Annotated in this window: 12 protein-coding genes; 2 read left to right on the top strand and 10 right to left on the bottom strand. The window is 62.7% G+C overall.

Going from position 1 to position 17,293, the window contains the following annotated elements; translation table 11 throughout:
* Positions 1-39: 39 nt before the first annotated feature.
* From ABIE32_RS19100 to ABIE32_RS19085, 4 genes are all read right to left on the bottom strand, one after another.
* Positions 40-1,461: a sensor histidine kinase gene (locus ABIE32_RS19100; RefSeq protein WP_429018421.1), complete on the bottom strand. Its 1,422-nt coding sequence runs from the start codon at positions 1,459-1,461 to the stop codon at positions 40-42.
* 13 nt (positions 1,462-1,474) lie between these two features.
* Entirely contained in the window at positions 1,475-2,548 is a 1,074-nt protein-coding gene (locus tag ABIE32_RS19095; RefSeq protein WP_429018419.1) for a response regulator, read from the bottom strand.
* 22 nt (positions 2,549-2,570) lie between these two features.
* Positions 2,571-3,143: a molybdopterin-dependent oxidoreductase gene (locus tag ABIE32_RS19090; RefSeq protein WP_429018417.1), complete on the bottom strand. Its 573-nt coding sequence runs from the start codon at positions 3,141-3,143 to the stop codon at positions 2,571-2,573.
* A gap of 192 nt (positions 3,144-3,335) precedes the next feature.
* The gene (locus tag ABIE32_RS19085; RefSeq protein ID WP_429018414.1) at positions 3,336-4,139 is read right to left on the bottom strand and encodes an AraC family transcriptional regulator; all 804 of its coding nucleotides are present in this window, start codon (positions 4,137-4,139) and stop codon (positions 3,336-3,338) included.
* 113 nt (positions 4,140-4,252) lie between these two features.
* Between ABIE32_RS19085 and ABIE32_RS19080 the strand changes: the two genes are divergently transcribed.
* On the top strand, positions 4,253-5,161 hold the full coding sequence (locus tag ABIE32_RS19080) for a DMT family transporter (protein ID WP_429018412.1): 909 nt from the start codon (positions 4,253-4,255) through the stop codon (positions 5,159-5,161).
* Here the strand turns inward: ABIE32_RS19080 and ABIE32_RS19075 are convergent.
* A complete protein-coding gene (locus ABIE32_RS19075; RefSeq protein ID WP_184706371.1) occupies positions 5,148-5,309 on the bottom strand; it encodes a hypothetical protein in 162 nt (53 codons plus the stop codon). The two genes, ABIE32_RS19080 and ABIE32_RS19075, sit on opposite strands and share 14 nt — an antisense overlap.
* Positions 5,310-5,480: 171 nt before the next feature.
* On the opposite strand from ABIE32_RS19075, the gene cysK reads away from it, so the two are divergent.
* Positions 5,481-6,398 carry a cysteine synthase A gene (cysK, locus tag ABIE32_RS19070; protein WP_224151244.1) on the top strand — a complete coding sequence of 306 codons (918 nt, stop codon included), beginning with the start codon at positions 5,481-5,483 and terminating at the stop codon, positions 6,396-6,398.
* A gap of 73 nt (positions 6,399-6,471) precedes the next feature.
* On the opposite strand, the gene ABIE32_RS19065 is transcribed toward cysK, so the two are convergent.
* The 5 genes from ABIE32_RS19065 to uvrA all read right to left on the bottom strand — a co-directional run bounded on the left by ABIE32_RS19065 (position 6,472) and on the right by uvrA (position 17,205).
* Entirely contained in the window at positions 6,472-8,025 is a 1,554-nt protein-coding gene (locus tag ABIE32_RS19065; RefSeq protein WP_429018409.1) for a tripartite tricarboxylate transporter permease, read from the bottom strand.
* A 3-nt stretch (positions 8,026-8,028) separates the two neighbouring features.
* Positions 8,029-8,511 carry a tripartite tricarboxylate transporter TctB family protein gene (locus ABIE32_RS19060; protein ID WP_224151242.1) on the bottom strand — a complete coding sequence of 161 codons (483 nt, stop codon included), beginning with the start codon at positions 8,509-8,511 and terminating at the stop codon, positions 8,029-8,031.
* Positions 8,512-8,693: 182 nt separating this feature from the next.
* Positions 8,694-10,205 (bottom strand): sensor histidine kinase, encoded by a 1,512-nt coding sequence (locus ABIE32_RS19055; RefSeq protein WP_429018406.1) that lies wholly within the window; start codon positions 10,203-10,205, stop codon positions 8,694-8,696.
* Positions 10,202-10,897, bottom strand: a complete 696-nt coding sequence (locus ABIE32_RS19050; protein WP_429018403.1) for a response regulator — start codon at positions 10,895-10,897, stop codon at positions 10,202-10,204. The genes ABIE32_RS19055 and ABIE32_RS19050 overlap by 4 nt, the downstream gene beginning before the upstream one ends.
* A 290-nt stretch (positions 10,898-11,187) precedes the next feature.
* Positions 11,188-17,205: an excinuclease ABC subunit UvrA gene (uvrA, locus tag ABIE32_RS19045; protein ID WP_429018400.1), complete on the bottom strand. Its 6,018-nt coding sequence runs from the start codon at positions 17,203-17,205 to the stop codon at positions 11,188-11,190.
* Between the last annotated feature and the right edge of the window lie 88 nt (positions 17,206-17,293).

Raw genomic sequence — 17,293 nt, 5'->3', positions numbered from 1 at the left:
CAGTTTGTGGTGCGGTACTTGCGCCGACCCCAGTTCGTCTCACTCATCATCCGAGCCTACTACCGCTGCGGCCCGGATTTGTGCAACAAAGCCGAGCACAGGCAAACTCAAGGTAAAGGCAAGACCGCCATCCGGCGGGAGGAAGGCATTCAGATCACCGCCGTGCAGCCGGGCAATGGCCCGCGCCAGATACAAGCCCAGCCCCGTGCCTTCGCTGCCATGGCTGCGCGCACTGCGGTAGAAGCGTTCAAACAGCAGCGGCAGCTCTTCTGCAGCAACGCCCGAGCCATGGTCACGCACCGAGCAATGCAGCCGGTCCCCGGCGCGTTCCAGACGCAGGTCCAGCGGGCTGCCGACAGGCGTGTACTTGCAGGCATTGGCCAGCAGGTTGTGCAGCAGGTGAATCAACAGCTGTGCATCACCCTCACAAACGTAGTCCGCGGGCGGTCCCTGGCATTCAATGCGCGTCGGGCGCTCGCCCAGCATGGGTTTATTGCCTTCCACCACATGGCTGGCCAACTCTGCCAGATTGACGGGCCGGGCCTGCAACTGGATACCGCCACCGTCGAGCTTGACGCTGGTGAGCACGCTGTCGAGCAAGCGCGTCAGCCCTTCGACTGTATGGCGGGTCTCGCCCATGCGCTCCAGCACCTGCTCGGACTGTTCACCACCGCTGCGCCTGGCCTGGCGCATCAGCCGCTGCGCGGTGGAGTCGATCACCGCCAGCGGTGTGCGGAACTGGTGAGACACCAGCGAGACGAAGTTGCGGTAGGTCTCGGTCGCGCTCTGGGCGCGGTGCAGATCATGGATCGTCTGCTGCAGCGCATCGCGCTGCGCGGCAATGGTGCGGGCATTGGTGCGCTGGCGCTGCAAGGCAGCCACCAGTTGCCACATCAACCAACCGCCGCACAGGGCCACCATGCCTATGGCAGCAAAAGCCGCCTTGATCCATTGCTCCAGCTGGTCCAGGCGCCGGCTCTTCTCTTCTCTCTCGCGCACCATGACCTGGTTGCCCGCCGCCGCCAGCGCAGCAATCAGCGTGCGCAGCTCCTGCTGGGCAACGGGGTTGTCCGTGCCGATCAAAAGCTGCAGCAGATCCACCTGCTCGAATGCGGCCATGGCGGGCAGCAGCGCATCAAGCTGCCCGTAATGCCGCAAAATGCGGCGCTGCGGGCCATCCGTCAGCAAGGACAAGCGGCTGTGCAGCAGATCCGCCTGCAAATGAATATCTTCCGCATCGCTTTGCTGCAAGCGCAGGCGGGCCAGATCGCGTTCCAGCAGCGTTGCCTGGTGCTGGGCCTGTGCCAGTGCCCAGACCATGTTTTCGCCTTCGCGCTGGCTCAGTTCCCGGTGCAAAACCAGCAGCTGCCAGACCACCACGAGGCTGCCCGCGAAAAACAGCACCGTGGCAGCCAGCGTCAACCGGTACTGCAGGCCGCGACGGATGGGCAGATCAGGCATGGCAGGCCCCGTGTCAGTGCGACGCTGGCGCGGATGCGCCCAGCGCCGCCGTCAGCAATACGGCCACCAGTTCGGCCTGGCGGCCTGTCTGGGTTTTGGCAAACATGTTGCGCAGATGAAAGGCCATGGTGCTGGCACTGACTTGCAATTGCGCGCACATCTGCTGCTTGCTCATGCCATCCACCAGCAGCCGGGCCACCTGCGTTTCAGCAGGCGTCAGCGCAAAACGGCGCGCCAGGGCTTCGGCACTGGGTTTGACGGATTGCTGCAGGCTATTGATGAAAAGCGCGAAGCGTTGGCCGCGCGCATCCGGCGCCCCGTCCCCGTGCTCCTCCTCGTCGTCACCGTCCTTGCCCGAGAGTGACTGGATGGCCAGGCACCAATAGGGCGGGCCGCCAGGAACGGCTGGCACATCGAAGCTGGCCGACTCCTGCTGGCTGCGCAGAAATTGACGCACCCCGGGATGCTGGGCCAGCACCTGACGCAGGACCATCTGCCCCGCTGCATCGACAACCAGCGGGCTGTCTTGCTGTGCTTGGCCATGGCACTGCGCATAGGCCTGCCGGTTGGCAAACTGGATCGACAACTGACCATCGCAGACCAGGGCGCAGTGGCCCAGGCTGTCAAGCACCCCGTGCCAGTGCCTGTGCACCTCGTCCAGGCTGCGCTGCAAGGCATCGCGTTGCAGACGCTGAAGACGCTGCACCTTGGCGAGCCGGGCGTCCACGGTGGCCAGCAGCAGGTCGTAATCGACCGGCTTGATCAGGTAGTCGTCCGCGCCCGCGCGCGCGCCGCGCAGCACATGCTCGCGATCGCTGAGCGCCGTCAGCAGCAGGAATGGAACGCTGGAATGCGCTTCCGTCTCGCGCAACTCGGCCAGCAGATCCAGGCCGCTCTGGCCGGGCAGACCAACATCGCACAGAATGAGCGAAGGCTTCATCCGCGACAGAACCAGCAGCGCGGCAGGAACATCGGGAACGCCGATGGGCTGGTAACCGGCCTCTTCCAGTTCGTCGCACAGATCACGCAGCAGCAAGGGCTCGTCCTCTACACACAGGATCAGCGGACGGCGAATGGCTTTGAGCATGCCTGACTCTTTCTGGTAGCGCTTACGGGGCATCACTGACAAGCAATTGGCTCAGTTGCCAGGCCCAGCGGTGGTCATACTTGGCGTCCTGCAGCACGGTGTCGCTGTCCCGTGGATAGATGATCCACAGCGGCCCCTTGTCGCGCCGTGTCAGCGCCTTGCCATCCATGCTGAAAGCCAGCACCACGGGCCAGCGCTGAAAATCCTGGGCAGGAATACTCACGGTGTAGCCGTTGAGGGCCTGGGCTTGCACCGTCATTCCTGGAGTGATGCGCACCCCTGCTGCTTGCAGGACATCGCGCGCCAACGGCCCGGTGAAGCGCGATACGCCATCCGTCCAGGGCGTTGCAGTGACCGTGGTGCTTTGTGGCAGCGCCGCGATTTGCTCCGCAGTCAACCGCTTCGCGGCTCCACGGTATTGCACGCTGAGCGCGCCATGTGGCTGCAGACCGACAGAACCTGCAGTTGCATCGCTGGCCGCAGTACCTTGCGCCCACACGGGCTGCACGCAAACCAGCAGAAGGCCACGGAGCAGACCCTTGCGCAACGTGGACCGGAACGGGTGAAGGCGGGGAATTTCTGCAGGGGCTGGCATGCGCTGTCTCTCCTTGCCAGCGCCGACGTATGGGGCGCATGGTCTGAGCCCCGATACTGCCCCTTCAGAAACATTTGGTAAATAGTCCAAATGTACTAACGGGGCCCATCCAAAAGAACGCCCTGCAGCAGTGAACCATTGTTCATCCTCACAAAACAAGAATGTGAGCGCATACAAACAAATCAGAAAAATTCAGGCATCCGCAACCAATTCACGTCGGAATTGTTCAGGCGTCATACCGGTTTCCCGGTGGAACATGGCAATGAAAGCAGACGCCGTGCTGTAGCCTAGGTCAAAGGCGATCTCCTGCACGGTACGGCCATGGCCCAATGCCTCCACCGCACACAGGTGGCGCAGACGCTGGCGCCATTCGCCCAATGCCATGCCCAGTTCGCGCTGACAATGGCGCGCCAGGGTACGCTCGGTCATATGGGCCTGCTGCGCCCATTCGGCCACCGAACGGCGGCTTCCCGGATCCGCGCGCAGGGCATCCAGCACGCCCGCCAGCGCCGTGCTGTTGGGCGAGGGCAGAAAGCTGCCTTCAAAGCGCGCCTGACACAGCTGATCGACCAGCACCTGTGCGAGCCGCAGGTCTTGCGGAGAGCCCGGCACCTGCACCTGGCGCTCAGCAAAGTCCGCCAGGATGCTGCGCCCTATGGGGCTGATGCGCAGAATGCAGGCCTGCTGGGGCAACACATCGCACAGCTGGGGCTGCACATAGAAAGAGCGGTAGACCGCAGCGTGCTGCACATAGCAGCAATGCTCCTGCGCCGGCGGAATCCACACCCCGTACTGCGGCGGCGCCACCAGATGCTGGCCGGCAGTATCGATGGCCATGGTGCCGCAAGCGGTGTAGTTGAGGTGGCCCAGACGGTGGCTGTGCGGCGCAGCAAAGCTGCCTGCCGCAAATTCGTCATAGCGCACCAGATACGGGCTGGTGACGCTTTCCACGTCAAAAATCGGCAAAGAACGGGCAGAGCTGGCAGAGGGGGACATGGTCGAAATGAGCGCGGTGCAGGAGCTTGTCCGAAGCATGGCATGGTTTGTCCGAATGCAGCTATACCTCTCAAATCAGCCACAGCGATGATAGGGACAGTGGAAAGCAAACAATGAACTATCTCTACCCTCTTCTAGCCGTGCTGATCTGGTCGGCCAATACCGTCGTCAGCAAACAATCGGCCGGCGCCATTGCGCCTACGGAAATCGGCTTCCTGCGCTGGGTGCTGGCGGTGCTGATCGTCACCCCGTTGCTGCTCCCGGCTGTGTGGCGTAACCGCGCCGCCGTTCGCCAGCATGCCTGGCAGATTCTGGTGCTGGGCCTTTTGGGCATGGTCATCTACCAAAGCTGCGCCTACTTTGCCGCAGGCTACACGACGGCCACACACATGGGCATCATCCTCACCCTCTCCCCCATGCTGGTGTTGGCCATCTGCGTGGGCCTGCTGGGCCAGCCGCTGACCATAGGCGGCGCGCTGGGCGCTGTTCTGGCCTTTGGCGGTGTGCTGCTGGTCGTCAGCGAAGGGCATCCCGCGCAACTGCTGGAGCAAGGCCTGAACCGTGGTGACCTGCTGATGCTGCTGGCCTGCGCAGCCTATGCGGTCTACAACGTACTGCTCAAGCGCTGGCACATGCCTGCCATCAGCAGCTGGCAACTGCTGTACCTGCAGATGGTGGTGGCCATGGTTGCACAGTTGCCGATCTATCTGGCCTCGCCCAAGATCGGCATCAATGTGCACAACTGGTACATGGTGGCCTATGCGGGCACCATGGCGTCCATCGTGGCGTCGTGGATGTGGATGACGGCCGTGGTGCGCCTGGGGCCCAGCCGCTCGATCATGTTCTTCAACCTGACGCCGCTGTTCACAGCCTTGATTGCAGCCGCCTGGGCCAAGGAGCAACTGCAGACTTATCTATGGATTGGCGGCGCACTCACCATCCTGGGCGTGGTACTGGCAGAGCGCTGGAAAACACCGGTGCGGCTGGCCCGGTCTGCCACCGCGCGCACTACATCAGGTTGAGAATGCTGTAGCTCATCAGCATGAGCAGGCAGACAACCGCCACCAGCATCAACCACGGCGCCCATCGCCGGGACCGCCAAGAAAAACCCACCAGCAGCGCCACACAGCAGACAAAAAGCGCCACCATGGTTTGTTGAAATGTGAGCATGCCATTCCCCTCCTTCAGCAATCACATCATTGCATGTTAATCGGCAGTGCGGCAGATGGCCCTGACACAGGCCAACAGAGCATCAAGGAATATTGATATTCCATACGGAAACATGAACTCGTTCACAATGGTCTCCGGTTTTTCGTCTCACCGACTTGCGCAGGAGGTTCCATGAAGTTCGACAACATTTTGCAAACCATCGGCAACACGCCATCGATCCACATCAACCGCCTGTTTGGCACCAATGCGAATGTCTGGATCAAATCCGAGCGCAGCAATCCCGGCGGCTCCATCAAGGACCGCATTGCACTCGCCATGGTGGAAGACGCGGAAAAATCCGGTGCCCTCAAGCCCGGAGGCACCATCATCGAACCTACCAGCGGCAATACCGGCGTGGGCCTGGCCCTGGTGGCGGCCGTCAAGGGCTACAAACTGATCCTGGTGATGCCGGAAAGCATGTCCATCGAGCGCCGCCGCCTGATGCTGGCCTACGGCGCCACCTTTGACCTGACGCCCAAGGAAAAAGGCATGAAAGGGGCCATCGCACGCGCCGAAGAACTGGCTGCCAGCACCCCAGGCTCCTGGATTCCCCAGCAGTTCGAGAACCCCGCCAACGTTGCCGTGCACGAACGCACTACCGCGCAGGAAATCCTGGCGGACTTTCCCGATGGCCTCGACGCCATCATCACCGGCGTGGGCACCGGCGGCCACCTGTCGGGCGTTGCCCACGTGCTCAAGGCCAAGTTCCCCCAGCTGAAAGTATTTGCAGTGGAGCCGACTGCCTCCCCTGTCATCTCGGGCGGCGCTCCAGCCCCGCACCCGATCCAGGGCATCGGTGCGGGCTTCATTCCGCGCAACCTCGATACCAGTGTGCTGGACGGCGTCATCCAGGTCGACGCCGAACCCGCACGCGAATATGCCCGCCGCGCCGCACGCGAGGAAGGCCTGTTTGTCGGTATCTCGTCCGGCGCCACACTGGCAGCCATTGCGCAGAAGCTGCCGGAACTGCCTGCTGGGGCCAAGGTGCTGGGCTTTGCGTATGACACCGGCGAGCGCTACCTGTCCGTGGAAGGCTTTCTGCCCGCCTGACATGCCCCACCAGGCTTCGCATGAAAAAGCCGCTCTTGAGAGCGGCTTTTGGTTTTTTGAAGCAGGAAGCGGCTTACTTCGCAATTGCAACGCCGCCAGCGGCCGTCTCTTCCTCCACCGCCGCTTCAACCTGGCGTACACGCGACTTCTTGCGCCAGGCAGACCAGGTCACCGCCAGCAGCAGCAATGCGCTGATGCAGACGAAGGTGGCACTGATCGGCCGCTGCATGAAGATCAGCATGTCACCACGCGACAGCAGGAGTGCGCGGCGGAAATTCTCTTCCATCATCGGCCCCAGCACAAAGCCCAGCATGATGGGCGCCACCGAGAAATCAAGCACCATCAAAATGGCACCGATGATGCCGAAAGCCAGCACCTCCCAGATATGGAACAGGCTGTTCTGGGTGGTGAACACCCCAACCGCAATGAAGAACATGGCCGACGGAAACAGGTACTTGTATGGCACAGCCAGCATCTTCACCCACACACCGATCAACGGCACGTTCAGGATCATCAGGATCACATTGCCAATCCAGAAGCTGGCAATCAGGCCCCAGAAGATATCCGGATGCTCGGTGATCAGTTGCGGGCCGGGCTGGATACCCTGGATCAGCAGCGCGCCCAACAGCAGCGCCATCACGGCATCGCCCGGGATGCCCAGGCTCATCGTCGGGATGAAATCCACTTGCGTCTTCGAATGGGCCGACGCCTCGGGAGCCGCCACGCCTGCAATCATGCCCGTGCCGAATTGGTTCGGGTCCTTGGCCACTTTCTGCTCCAGCGCATAGGCGATGAAGGTGGTGATCGTGGGGCCCGTACCAGGCATGGCGCCAAACAGCGTGCCCACTGCCGTGCCGCGCACCATGGGCCAGAAGGCCTCCTTCAGCTCTGCCATCGAAGGGCGCATGTCGCGGATGCGCATCTTGGTGTTGCTGGTGATCGCTTTCATCTTGTTCACGTTCAGCAGAAAGTCGGCAATGCCGAACAATCCCATGGCCACGGCCACCATCTCCAGGCCATCGCTGAGATCTGGAATATCGAACGCAAAGCGGAAAGTGCCGCTGTTCACGTCCGTGCCGACCACACCGCACAACAGGCCGAACAAGGTCATTGCCACGCCCTTGAGTGGAGAGCCGCGCGACATGGTCGAGCCAGCCAGCAGGCCCAGCAACATGATCGAGAACAGTTCTGCCGGGCCAAACTTGAAGGCAATCGTCGTCAGCAGCGGAGACGCGAAGATCATCACGATGATGCCGACCGACGCTGCAAAGAACGAGCAGATCATCGTGATGCCCAGCGCCGTTCCGCCCTTGCCTTTCTTGGTCATCGGGTAGCCGTCCAGGCAGGTCACCGCATGCGGCGGATGCGAAGGCAGGTTCAGCAGGATGGCACCAATGGCACCGCCGTACTGCGAACCATAGAAAATCCCCGCCAGCATCAGAATGGCCGGCACAGGATGCATGGTGTAGGTGAGTGGCAGCAGGATCGAGATGGCCGACAGCGCGCCCATGCCCGGCAGCACGCCGATCAGGTTGCCCACCAGCACACCGAAGAAGGACCACATCAGGTTATGGCCCTGAAAGGCGATGCCAAAGCCGAACCAGAGGTCTTGCAGTGCTTGTCCCATGGCTTACATCCCCCACTTGAAGAGCGGCATCTGCACCTGCAGTGCCCACCAGAAGATCACCACGGCAACGATCATCATCGACATCGCCAGTACGAAGCTCGCCATCACGCTGTTGTTGCGGTCGCCCAGCGCACTGATGAAGACAATAGCGAAGGTTGCGGGCAACAGGCCCAGGTACTCTCCGCAGAAGTAGAACGCCACCGTGCCCAGGATGATGCAGGCCGCGCCGCGAAAATCCGGAATGTCGTGGTTATGGCCCACCAGGGCGGCCTCGCCTCCGCTCGGCTTCTTCTTGGCCGTGAGGGCAATCAGCACACCCGTCAGCGCCAGCAGAATACCCACCGCAAAGGGGAAGTAGCCAGGCCCCATGTGGTCCAGCGTGCCGATGTTATAGCTGCGTGCGGCATAGGCAGCGCACCCGCCGACCAGCACCATCAAGGCACCGCCGTAGTAATCCTTGTTGTAGCTTTTTCCACCGGAGCTCATGGCAGCTCCCTGGCGGGCAAGCCCCGCAGTTGCGCCGCGTGGGGCGCAGACCATGCATGCAGCATCTTCGTCTCCTTTTTGTTGCAATTTCGTTGGAAAGTCTAGAAAACGAACCTTCCAAACTGCTGCCAAATGCGGAGCCGATCCCAAAAATACGTATATCTACGTAGAAATTGTCAGTTTCATGAAAGCTTGCCCATGACAGGCCGAGCCAGTGGCAAAAGCACGCAAACGCCGAGCCCGCGACCACTCTCGCCGTCGGCCAGCAACACATCACCATGCATGCGCCGCGCATAGGTGCGCGCAATGGCCAGTCCAAGGCCAGAGCCGGTCGTCTGCACACCTGCGGCACTGGACGGCAATCGCTCAAAGCGTGCAAACGCACGCTCACGGTCCGCAGCGGCAATTCCCGGGCCGTTGTCCTGCACCAGCACCCGCACCTGCTCGGCCTGCACCTGTACCAGCACACTGATCCGGCCGCCTGCCGGGGTATAGAGAATCGCGTTATGCACGATATTGGCCAGCAACTCGTACAAGGCATTGCCGCTGGCTGCGACAGGCGCCACCAGCCCAGGAGCGCCCTGTGGCGCATCGTCCGGGTCAAAATCTTCGCCGCGCGCATCGACAAAGCCCAGATCCTGCTGCTTTTCCAGCGCCAGCGGCAAATGCGCCAGCACCACCTCGCGGGCGACTGCATTGACATCGCAGTACTGCAGCTGCAGCGCCTCCTGCGCAGGCTGGCTGGCATTGGCCAGGGACAGCAGCTGCTCCGCAACCCGGCGGCTGCGCTGCAGTTGCTGCCGCATGCTCAGCAGGCTGGTGCGAATGGCTGCGGGGTCGCTCTCACGCAACGCATAGCCAGCCTGTGTAGTCATGATGGCCAGCGGCGTGCGCAATTGGTGCGAGGCATCTGCCAGAAACTGGCGCTGCGCCTGCAAGGCCTCGCGCTGCTGGGCCAGGTGTTCGTTCATCGCGTCGACCAGCGGCCGCACCTCGGCAGGTACATGGCTCGTATCCAGCGGCTGCAGATCATCGCTGCCGCGCTCGCGGATGGTGCGGCGCAAGGCCCGCAGAGGGCGAAGCCCCCAGCCGATGCCAAACCACACGACGAGTACCAGCACCGCCAGGGTGCGCGCGTCACGCCACAGCGTCTCCCACAAAAGGTCTTGCAACACGCCGCTCACGCGCTTGGTGTCTTGCGCCGTCTGGATCAGCACACGCCACTCCTGGCCACTACGGTCATGCACCACCCGCAACAATGCTGCGACGCGCACCGGCTGGCCTCTGACATCGGCGTTGTAGAAGCGGCGGTCTCCATCGGCCCCGTGCGTGAAATCATGCGGAGGCGAGCCGCTGGTATCGGGGGGTGGCGGAAACGAAGCCGCTCCCATCAGCATGCGCTGACGGCTGCCGTCGGGCGCCTGCATTGCCACGCGCAGATACTTGTGCTGGCCGTTGACGGCTTCGAACATCGAGATGATATGAAATGGCGCCGTAAGCGTGACAGCCCCCTCTTCGTCCCATCCCAGACTGTCGGCCAATGCCTGCGCGGGCTCCAGCAGGCTCTGGTCATAGGCCCTGTCAAGCTCGCGCCTGAGGCTGGCCGAATCGCGCCAACTGTCGAATACAAACAGGGCGACCAGCACCGGCACCAGCACCCACAGCAGCCGCCAACGCAGCCCACGCCAGTTCATGGTGCAAGCGAGCCACTCAGCGGATTCAGGGTGGGCTCCAGCATATAGCCCAGCCCGCGCACCGTGACGATGTGCACATCGCTGCCAGCGAGTTTGCGGCGCAGGCGGTGCAACACCTGTTCGATGGCATCGGGGCCAACTGCGCTCTCCTGTGGAAATACCTTGGCCGCCAGCCGTGCCTTGCCCACAGGCGCGCCGATGCGCGCCACCAAGCCTTCCAGCGCCGCATGTTCGCGCGGCGTCAGGCTGAGCACGGCATCGGCCAACCAGAAAGTGCCATGGTTGCCGTCATACCGCAGCGATCCACACTCCACCTGTGGTTGCGCCCGGCCCTGGCTGCGCCGGTGCAACGCAGCAAGCCGCGCTTCCAGTTCTGCCAGTTCAAAGGGCTTGGTCAGATAGTCATCCGCACCACGGTGCAAGCCTTCCACGCGGTCTTGCACCGCTCCCTGGGCAGTCAACACCAGCACCGGCACACGGTTGCCACGGGCACGCACGGCAGACAGCCAGTCAAAGCCGTGCTGGTCTGGCAGTTGCAGATCCAGCACCACCACATCGAAGCTGCCATCCTGCAGCAGTGTGGTGGCCACCGCTGCATTGTGCGCATGCTCTACGCCAATATTGGACTGCCTGAGCGCCCGCCCCAGCCAGTTCGCCATTTCCAGCTCGTCTTCAATCAGCAGTATGCGCATGGTGGTGTTGTAGATTTCCGGGGAGATCGAATAACCACCGCATCATACGGCGACGCCCACCCGCATCAATCCGCGATGGGCTCCGGCACCCCGGGAACAGGAACCGGCGGCGGCACGGGCTGCGGTGGCGGGTCTTGTATGGGCGGCTGGCCCGGGTGCTTCGGGTCTATGGTCATGATACGTACCTCGGCTGCATCGCAAAAGGGCTCCCCATTGTGCCCACAATACAGCGCTGCACCCTGTCAGCCAGGAGCGCAGCCTGAAAACCTGCCATCCGAACCCTGTGCGCTCTAGGTGCGAGCCAGCACGGGAGCCAACGCCTTGCCAGTGTGCGTACCGATCTGAACCAGATCTTCCGGAGTGCCCGTGGCCACAATGCGGCCACCGTCCTTGCCGCCTTCCGGGCCCAGGTCGATCACCCAGTCGGCTTCGGCGATCACATCCAGATCGTGTTCGATCACCACCACGCTGTGGCCGCCATCGACCAGGCGGTGCAGCACCTTGATGAGCTTGTCCACATCTGCCATGTGCAGACCGACGGTGGGTTCGTCCAGCACGTACAGCGTATGCGGCACCTTGTTGCCACGCCGGGTGATGTCGTCACGCACCTTGGTGAGCTCGGTCACCAGCTTGATGCGCTGGGCTTCGCCGCCGCTCAAGGTGGGCGAAGGCTGGCCCAGCGTCAGGTAGCCCAGGCCCACATCCTTGAGCAGTTGCAGCGGGTGCGCAATGCTCGGCATGCTGGCAAAAAACTCCACCGCCTCGTCAACTTCCATCTGCAGCACCTCGCCAATGCTCTTGCCCCGCCAGGTGACGGCCAGCGTCTCAGGGTTGAAGCGTGCGCCGTGGCAGATTTCACAAGGCACTTTCACATCGGGCAGAAAGCTCATCTCGATGGTGCGCATGCCTTGGCCTTCGCAGCCGGGGCAACGGCCCTCTCCGGTATTGAAGCTGAAGCGCCCGGCAGCATAGCCACGGGCCTTGGCCTCCAAGGTCTCGGCAAAGAGCTTGCGGATGGTGTCCCAAAAGCCGATGTAGGTCGCCGGGCAACTGCGCGGCGTCTTGCCGATCGGGGTCTGGTCCACTTCCAGGACACGGTCGATGCCTTCAAAGCCTTGCAGGCCCGTACAGCCCACCAGCGCTGGCGCCTTGCCGGCATCCATTTCATCGCGCCCGGCCTTGGTGGAGCGCTGGCCCACCCAGGCCGCCACATTGCTGAGAAGCACATCGCGCGCCAGTGTGGATTTGCCCGAACCCGATACGCCCGTAACCGCCACCAGCCGCTTGAGCGGCACGCGAACATGGACGTTCTGCAAATTGTGCAGCTTGGCGCCCAGCACCGTCAGCCAGTGCAGCGGCGCGGAATCATCCGCGCGCGCCGGTGCTGCCAGCGCTGCATTGGCCTGTGCGCTGTCGGCAGCCAACGCTGCTACAGCGTCCGCAGCCATCTGCTTTTTCGTGCGTTTTTTGGGCTTTGCGCCTGCTTCGCCTGCGCCTGCAGCCATCAAGGCAGGCGTTGCCTCTACCGCCCCCGCCACCAACCTACGGGGCTGGAACGGATGCCGCATCGCATGCAACAGATAGCGGCCGGTTTGCGAATCGGCTGCCGCCATCACATCGGCAGCAGAGCCTTGCGCAACCAGGTGGCCGCCGCGCTTGCCTGCGCTGGGCCCGATGTCGATGATGTGGTCAGCGCGCCGGATGGTGTCTTCGTCGTGCTCCACAACGACCAGCGTATTGCCCTTGTCACCCAGCTTGTGCAGGGCATTAAGCAGGATATGGTTGTCACGGGCGTGCAGGCCGATAGTGGGCTCATCGAGCACATAGCACACGCCTTGCAGATTGCTGCCCAGTTGCGCGGCCAGCCGGATGCGTTGCGCCTCGCCGCCGGAAAGCGTGGGTGCGCCACGGTCAAGCGTCAGGTAGCCCAGGCCAACTTCTTCCAGGAACGCCAGGCGGCTGTGGATTTCAGGCACCAGATCGCGCGCGATATCGCTTTCTCGCTGGGTCATGCGCCCTGCCGACTGCAGGCTCTCCACCCACAGACGCACATCGGTCACCGACAGCTGCGCAATGTCGGCAATGGATTTGCCATGAAACAGCACTGCACGCGCTGTGGCATTGAGGCGCGTACCCTGGCAAGTGGGGCAGACGGTTTCGCCCACATCTTCGGCCTCGGGTTCTTCAAAGCTCTGCTCGCGGCCCCGGTTGTCTTCGGCCATGACCGAATCGTCATACACCTTGCGCTGCTCTTTGGTGAGTTTGACTCCGGTGCCCACGCAATCGGGGCACCAGCCATGCTTGCTGTTGTATGAGAACAGGCGCGGATCCAGCTCGGCGTAGCTTGTGGCGCACACCGGGCAGGCCCGCTTGGTGGAAAACACCTGTAGCTTACCAATCGCCGCCGTATCGCTACCGGCCTGCATGGCGGATTCGAGCGTATCGATGGCCGAGAGCACGTGCAGCACGCCCTTGCCAAGCTCCAGTGCAGTGGTGAGCTTTTCGCGCAGCAGCGCTTCGTTATCCGGCGTGACCTTGATGCTGGCCACCGGCAGCTCCACCGTATGCTCCTTGAAGCGGTCCAGCCGTGGAAAGCCCGTGGTCGGCAGGAACTGGCCGTCCACACGCAAATGCGTGTAGCCGCGTGGGCGCGCCCAATCCGCCAGCTCGGTATACACACCCTTGCGCGCCACCACCAGCGGCGCCAGCAGGCCAATGAGTTGACCGCGATACTGCGACATCAGCTGCGCGGCAATGCTTTCCGGGGTTTGCGGTTGCACGGCGGCACCGTCCTTGGTGCAATGCTGGATGCCGAGCTTGACGTACAGAAGCCGCAGAAAATGCCAGACCTCGGTCGTCGTGCCCACCGTGGATTTACGTCCCCCACGCGAGAGCCGCTGCTCGATGGCCACGGTCGGCGGAATGCCGTAGACCGCATCCACCTCGGGCCGCCCTGCGGGCTGCACGATGGAGCGCGCATAGGCGTTCAGCGACTCCAGATAGCGGCGCTGGCCTTCGTTGAACAGGATGTCGAAAGCCAGGGTGGATTTACCCGAGCCGGACACGCCCGTCACCACATTGAACTTGCCACGCGGAATATCGACAGAGAGGTGCTTGAGGTTGTGCTCCTTGGCGTTGACGATTTCGATGGCATTCTTGGCCGTCTGCGCGCCGCTGGCATGCATTTCCCGCTCTACTTTATAGAGCGCCTTGGCCTCCTGCACGCTGTGCGATTTCTCCAGCGCGGCGGCTGCGGTGCCGCCCGCCATGGCAATCTCGTAGTCGCGCAAGGCCTGCGCCGTGTGCAAGGTGCCGGATTTGCGCACCTCTTCGGGCGTGCCCTCGGCCACCACCAGGCCCCCCTTGTCCCCCGCGTCCGGGCCCAGGTCAATCAGCCAGTCGCTGGCACGGATCACGTCCAGATTGTGTTCGATCACGATCAGCGAGTGGCCCGCCTCCAGCAGCTTGCGCAATGCGCGCATCAGCTTGGCGATGTCTTCAAAGTGCAGACCCGTGGTGGGCTCATCGAACAGGAACAGCGTACCCTTCTTGGCCACCGGTTGCCTGGATTTGGATGCACTCTTCGCGGCTTCTGCCAGAAAACCGGCAAGTTTGAGGCGCTGTGCCTCACCGCCGCTGAGCGTAGGCACGGGCTGGCCGAGCTTCACATACTCCAGCCCCACATCCACAATCGGCTGCAGCGCACGGATCACGTCGCGGTCCTTGGCAAACAGGGTGGCGGCCTCGCTCACGGTCAGCTCCAGCACATCGGCCACGGTCATCAGTCGGCCATCCCGCTCGATGCGCACCTCCAGAATCTCGGGCCGGTAGCGCTGGCCATTGCAATCGGGGCAGCGCAGGTACACGTCCGACAGGAACTGCATCTCCACATGCTCGAAACCCGAGCCGCCACACGTTGGGCAGCGCCCATCGCCACTGTTGAAGCTGAACTTGGATGCGGTGTAGCCGCGCTGCTGCGACAGGGGTGCCGTGGCAAACAGCTCGCGCACGGCGTCCCACGCTCCCACGTAGCTGACGGGGTTGGAGCGCGCAGTCTTGCCAATGGGGGATTGGTCCACAAACACCACATCGGCCAGGTGATCGGCACCGAGCAGGCGCTCGTGCGCGCCGGCCGATTCGGTGGGTTTGCCAAAATGGCGCATCAACGCAGGCGCCAGCACGTCCTGGATCAGCGTGGACTTGCCCGAGCCTGACACTCCCGTCACGACGACCATGCGCTGCAGGGGAAAATCCACCGACACGTTCTGCAGGTTGTGCTCGGTCGCGCCTTCCAGAATCAGGCGCGGCGTGCTCTCGGTCACCATCCGCTTGGCACCCATGCCAACCTGCTTGCGGCCACCCAGGTAGGCGCCGGTCAAGGTATCGGCCCGGCGCAGCTCGGCGGTGGTGCCATCAAAAACAATCTGGCCGCCTTTTTCCCCAGGGCCCGGGCCCATGTCGATCATGCGGTCGGCGGCAAACATCACAGCGGGGTCGTGCTCGACCACCACCAAGGTGTTGCCCGCGTCGCGCAGGCGCCGCATGGCCACGGTAATGCGCTCCATGTCGCGCGGGTGCAGCCCGATGGAAGGCTCATCAAGCACGAACAAGGTGTTGACCAGCGATGTGCCCAGCGCCGTCGTCAAGTTGATGCGCTGCACCTCGCCACCGCTGAGGGTACGGCTCTGGCGATCCAGCGTCAGGTAGCCGATGCCCACATCGCACAGGTATTTGAGGCGGTTGGTGATTTCTTCGTGCAATAGCTTCAGAGCTTGCGCATCACCATCATTGCTGCGACGAATGTCCATGCTCGCAAAGAAATCGCGCAGACGCTCGATGGGCAGCAGCATCAGGTCGTGCAGGCTCAGGCCCGGCAAATTCTCCAACTGCGCACGCGTCCAGCCCACACCGCGCGGCATGAAGCGCTTGGCGGGCGGCAAGGCAACATCGGCATCCTGCTTGCTGCCCACCCGCCACAGCAGGCTCTCGGTCTTGAGGCGGGCACCGCCGCAGGTGGGACACGGCGTATAGCTGCGGTATTTGGACAGCAAGACGCGGATATGCATCTTGTAGGCCTTGGTTTCCAGGTATTCAAAGTAGCGGCGGATACCGTACCACTGGCGACTCCAGTTGCCTTCCTTGTAGCTCGCTTCGCCGTTGATGACCCAGTCCTTCTGCTCGGCCGTCATCTTGGCCCACGCCGTGTCGCGCGGTATTCCGTGCGCTTCGGCATGGCGCATCAGATCGTCCTGGATCTCCTTCCAGGCGGGGGTCTGGATCGGCTTGATGGCACCGGTGCGTAGCGTCAACTTTTCGTTCGGGATGACCAAACCCCAGTCCACACCAATCACCCGGCCAAATCCCCGGCAGGCCTCGCAGGCACCCACGGCGGAGTTGAACGAGAACATCGACGGGATCGGCTCGCGGTAGCGCAGACCGCTTTCCGGGCAATGCAGGCCGGAGGAAAACTTCCACAGCACGGGCTCCCGGGCTTCGGCCACCTCTTCGGCATCCGGAATCGTGTACACCGTCATCACGCCGCTGCCGCGCTTGAGCGCCACTTCAATGGCTTCGATCACCCGCGCCTTCTCTGCCTTGCTGATGCGGAACCGGTCGGCCACCACATCCAGCACCTTGACGCGCTCCGGCGCTGCGTCGCCCTTGCCAGCCTTGGCCACTTTGGTCTTGACGGCGCTTGCTTTCTTTTTGATAGCATCCTGCGCTTGGCTATTGTGTGCTGGAGCATCTATTTCACGCTCAGCCTGCACCTTCGTAAAACCGCTGGCGGACAACCACTGTTCCACTTGCTCTGCACTGGTATTGGCAGGCAGCTCGACCGGGAAGGTGATCACGATGCGCGGATCATCGGCCTGCGTGCGCGCCACCAGCTGTTCATAGATGCTCTCCGGCGTGTCATGCTGCACCGGCAGCGCGGTCTGCAGATCAAACAGATGGCCTGCACGCGCCACGAGCAACTTCAGGTGGTCGTTCAGCTCCGTCATCGTGCCCACAGTGGAGCGGGAGCTGCGCACGGGGTTGGTCTGGTCGATGGCAATGGCCGGCGGAACACCTTCGACCTTGTCTACAGCGGGCTTGTCCATGCGGTCGAGAAACTGGCGCGCATAGGCACTGAAAGTCTCGACATAGCGGCGCTGGCCTTCGGCGTACAGGGTGTCGAACACCAGGCTCGATTTGCCCGAGCCACTCGGGCCCGTCACCACCGTCAATTCACCCGTGCGAATGTCCAGATCCAGATTCTTGAGGTTGTGCTGACGCGCACCACGGATGCGAATATTTTCCTGTGCCATACCGATGATTTACCCAGTAATACGGAGCACAGCCTCCCACAAGCAACCCGACATCCGTGCTGGCCATCCACCTGAAAAAGCAGCGTGC

The organism is Comamonas sp. 4034 (assembly GCF_050434545.1).
In the GTDB taxonomy this organism is placed as follows: Bacteria; Pseudomonadota; Gammaproteobacteria; order Burkholderiales; family Burkholderiaceae_C; genus Comamonas; species Comamonas odontotermitis.
The sequence above is the reverse complement of the archived record's forward strand: the minus strand, read 5'-3'. Positions and strand labels throughout refer to the sequence as shown.

What these genes read in the sequence shown, in the direction of transcription:
- ABIE32_RS19090 (WP_429018417.1), bottom strand. Translation starts at nt 3,143, where the DNA reads ATGCCAGCCCCTGCAGAAATTCCCCGCCTTCACCCGTTCCGGTCCACG.
- ABIE32_RS19095 (WP_429018419.1), bottom strand. Translation starts at nt 2,548, where the DNA reads ATGCTCAAAGCCATTCGCCGTCCGCTGATCCTGTGTGTAGAGGACGAG.
- ABIE32_RS19060 (WP_224151242.1), bottom strand. Translation starts at nt 8,511, where the DNA reads ATGAGCTCCGGTGGAAAAAGCTACAACAAGGATTACTACGGCGGTGCC.
- ABIE32_RS19085 (WP_429018414.1), bottom strand. Translation starts at nt 4,139, where the DNA reads ATGTCCCCCTCTGCCAGCTCTGCCCGTTCTTTGCCGATTTTTGACGTG.
- uvrA (WP_429018400.1), bottom strand. Translation starts at nt 17,205, where the DNA reads ATGGCACAGGAAAATATTCGCATCCGTGGTGCGCGTCAGCACAACCTC.
- ABIE32_RS19055 (WP_429018406.1), bottom strand. Translation starts at nt 10,205, where the DNA reads ATGAACTGGCGTGGGCTGCGTTGGCGGCTGCTGTGGGTGCTGGTGCCG.
- ABIE32_RS19080 (WP_429018412.1), top strand. Translation starts at nt 4,253, where the DNA reads ATGAACTATCTCTACCCTCTTCTAGCCGTGCTGATCTGGTCGGCCAAT.
- ABIE32_RS19075 (WP_184706371.1), bottom strand. Translation starts at nt 5,309, where the DNA reads ATGCTCACATTTCAACAAACCATGGTGGCGCTTTTTGTCTGCTGTGTG.
- ABIE32_RS19050 (WP_429018403.1), bottom strand. Translation starts at nt 10,897, where the DNA reads ATGCGCATACTGCTGATTGAAGACGAGCTGGAAATGGCGAACTGGCTG.
- ABIE32_RS19065 (WP_429018409.1), bottom strand. Translation starts at nt 8,025, where the DNA reads ATGGGACAAGCACTGCAAGACCTCTGGTTCGGCTTTGGCATCGCCTTT.
- cysK (WP_224151244.1), top strand. Translation starts at nt 5,481, where the DNA reads ATGAAGTTCGACAACATTTTGCAAACCATCGGCAACACGCCATCGATC.
- ABIE32_RS19100 (WP_429018421.1), bottom strand. Translation starts at nt 1,461, where the DNA reads ATGCCTGATCTGCCCATCCGTCGCGGCCTGCAGTACCGGTTGACGCTG.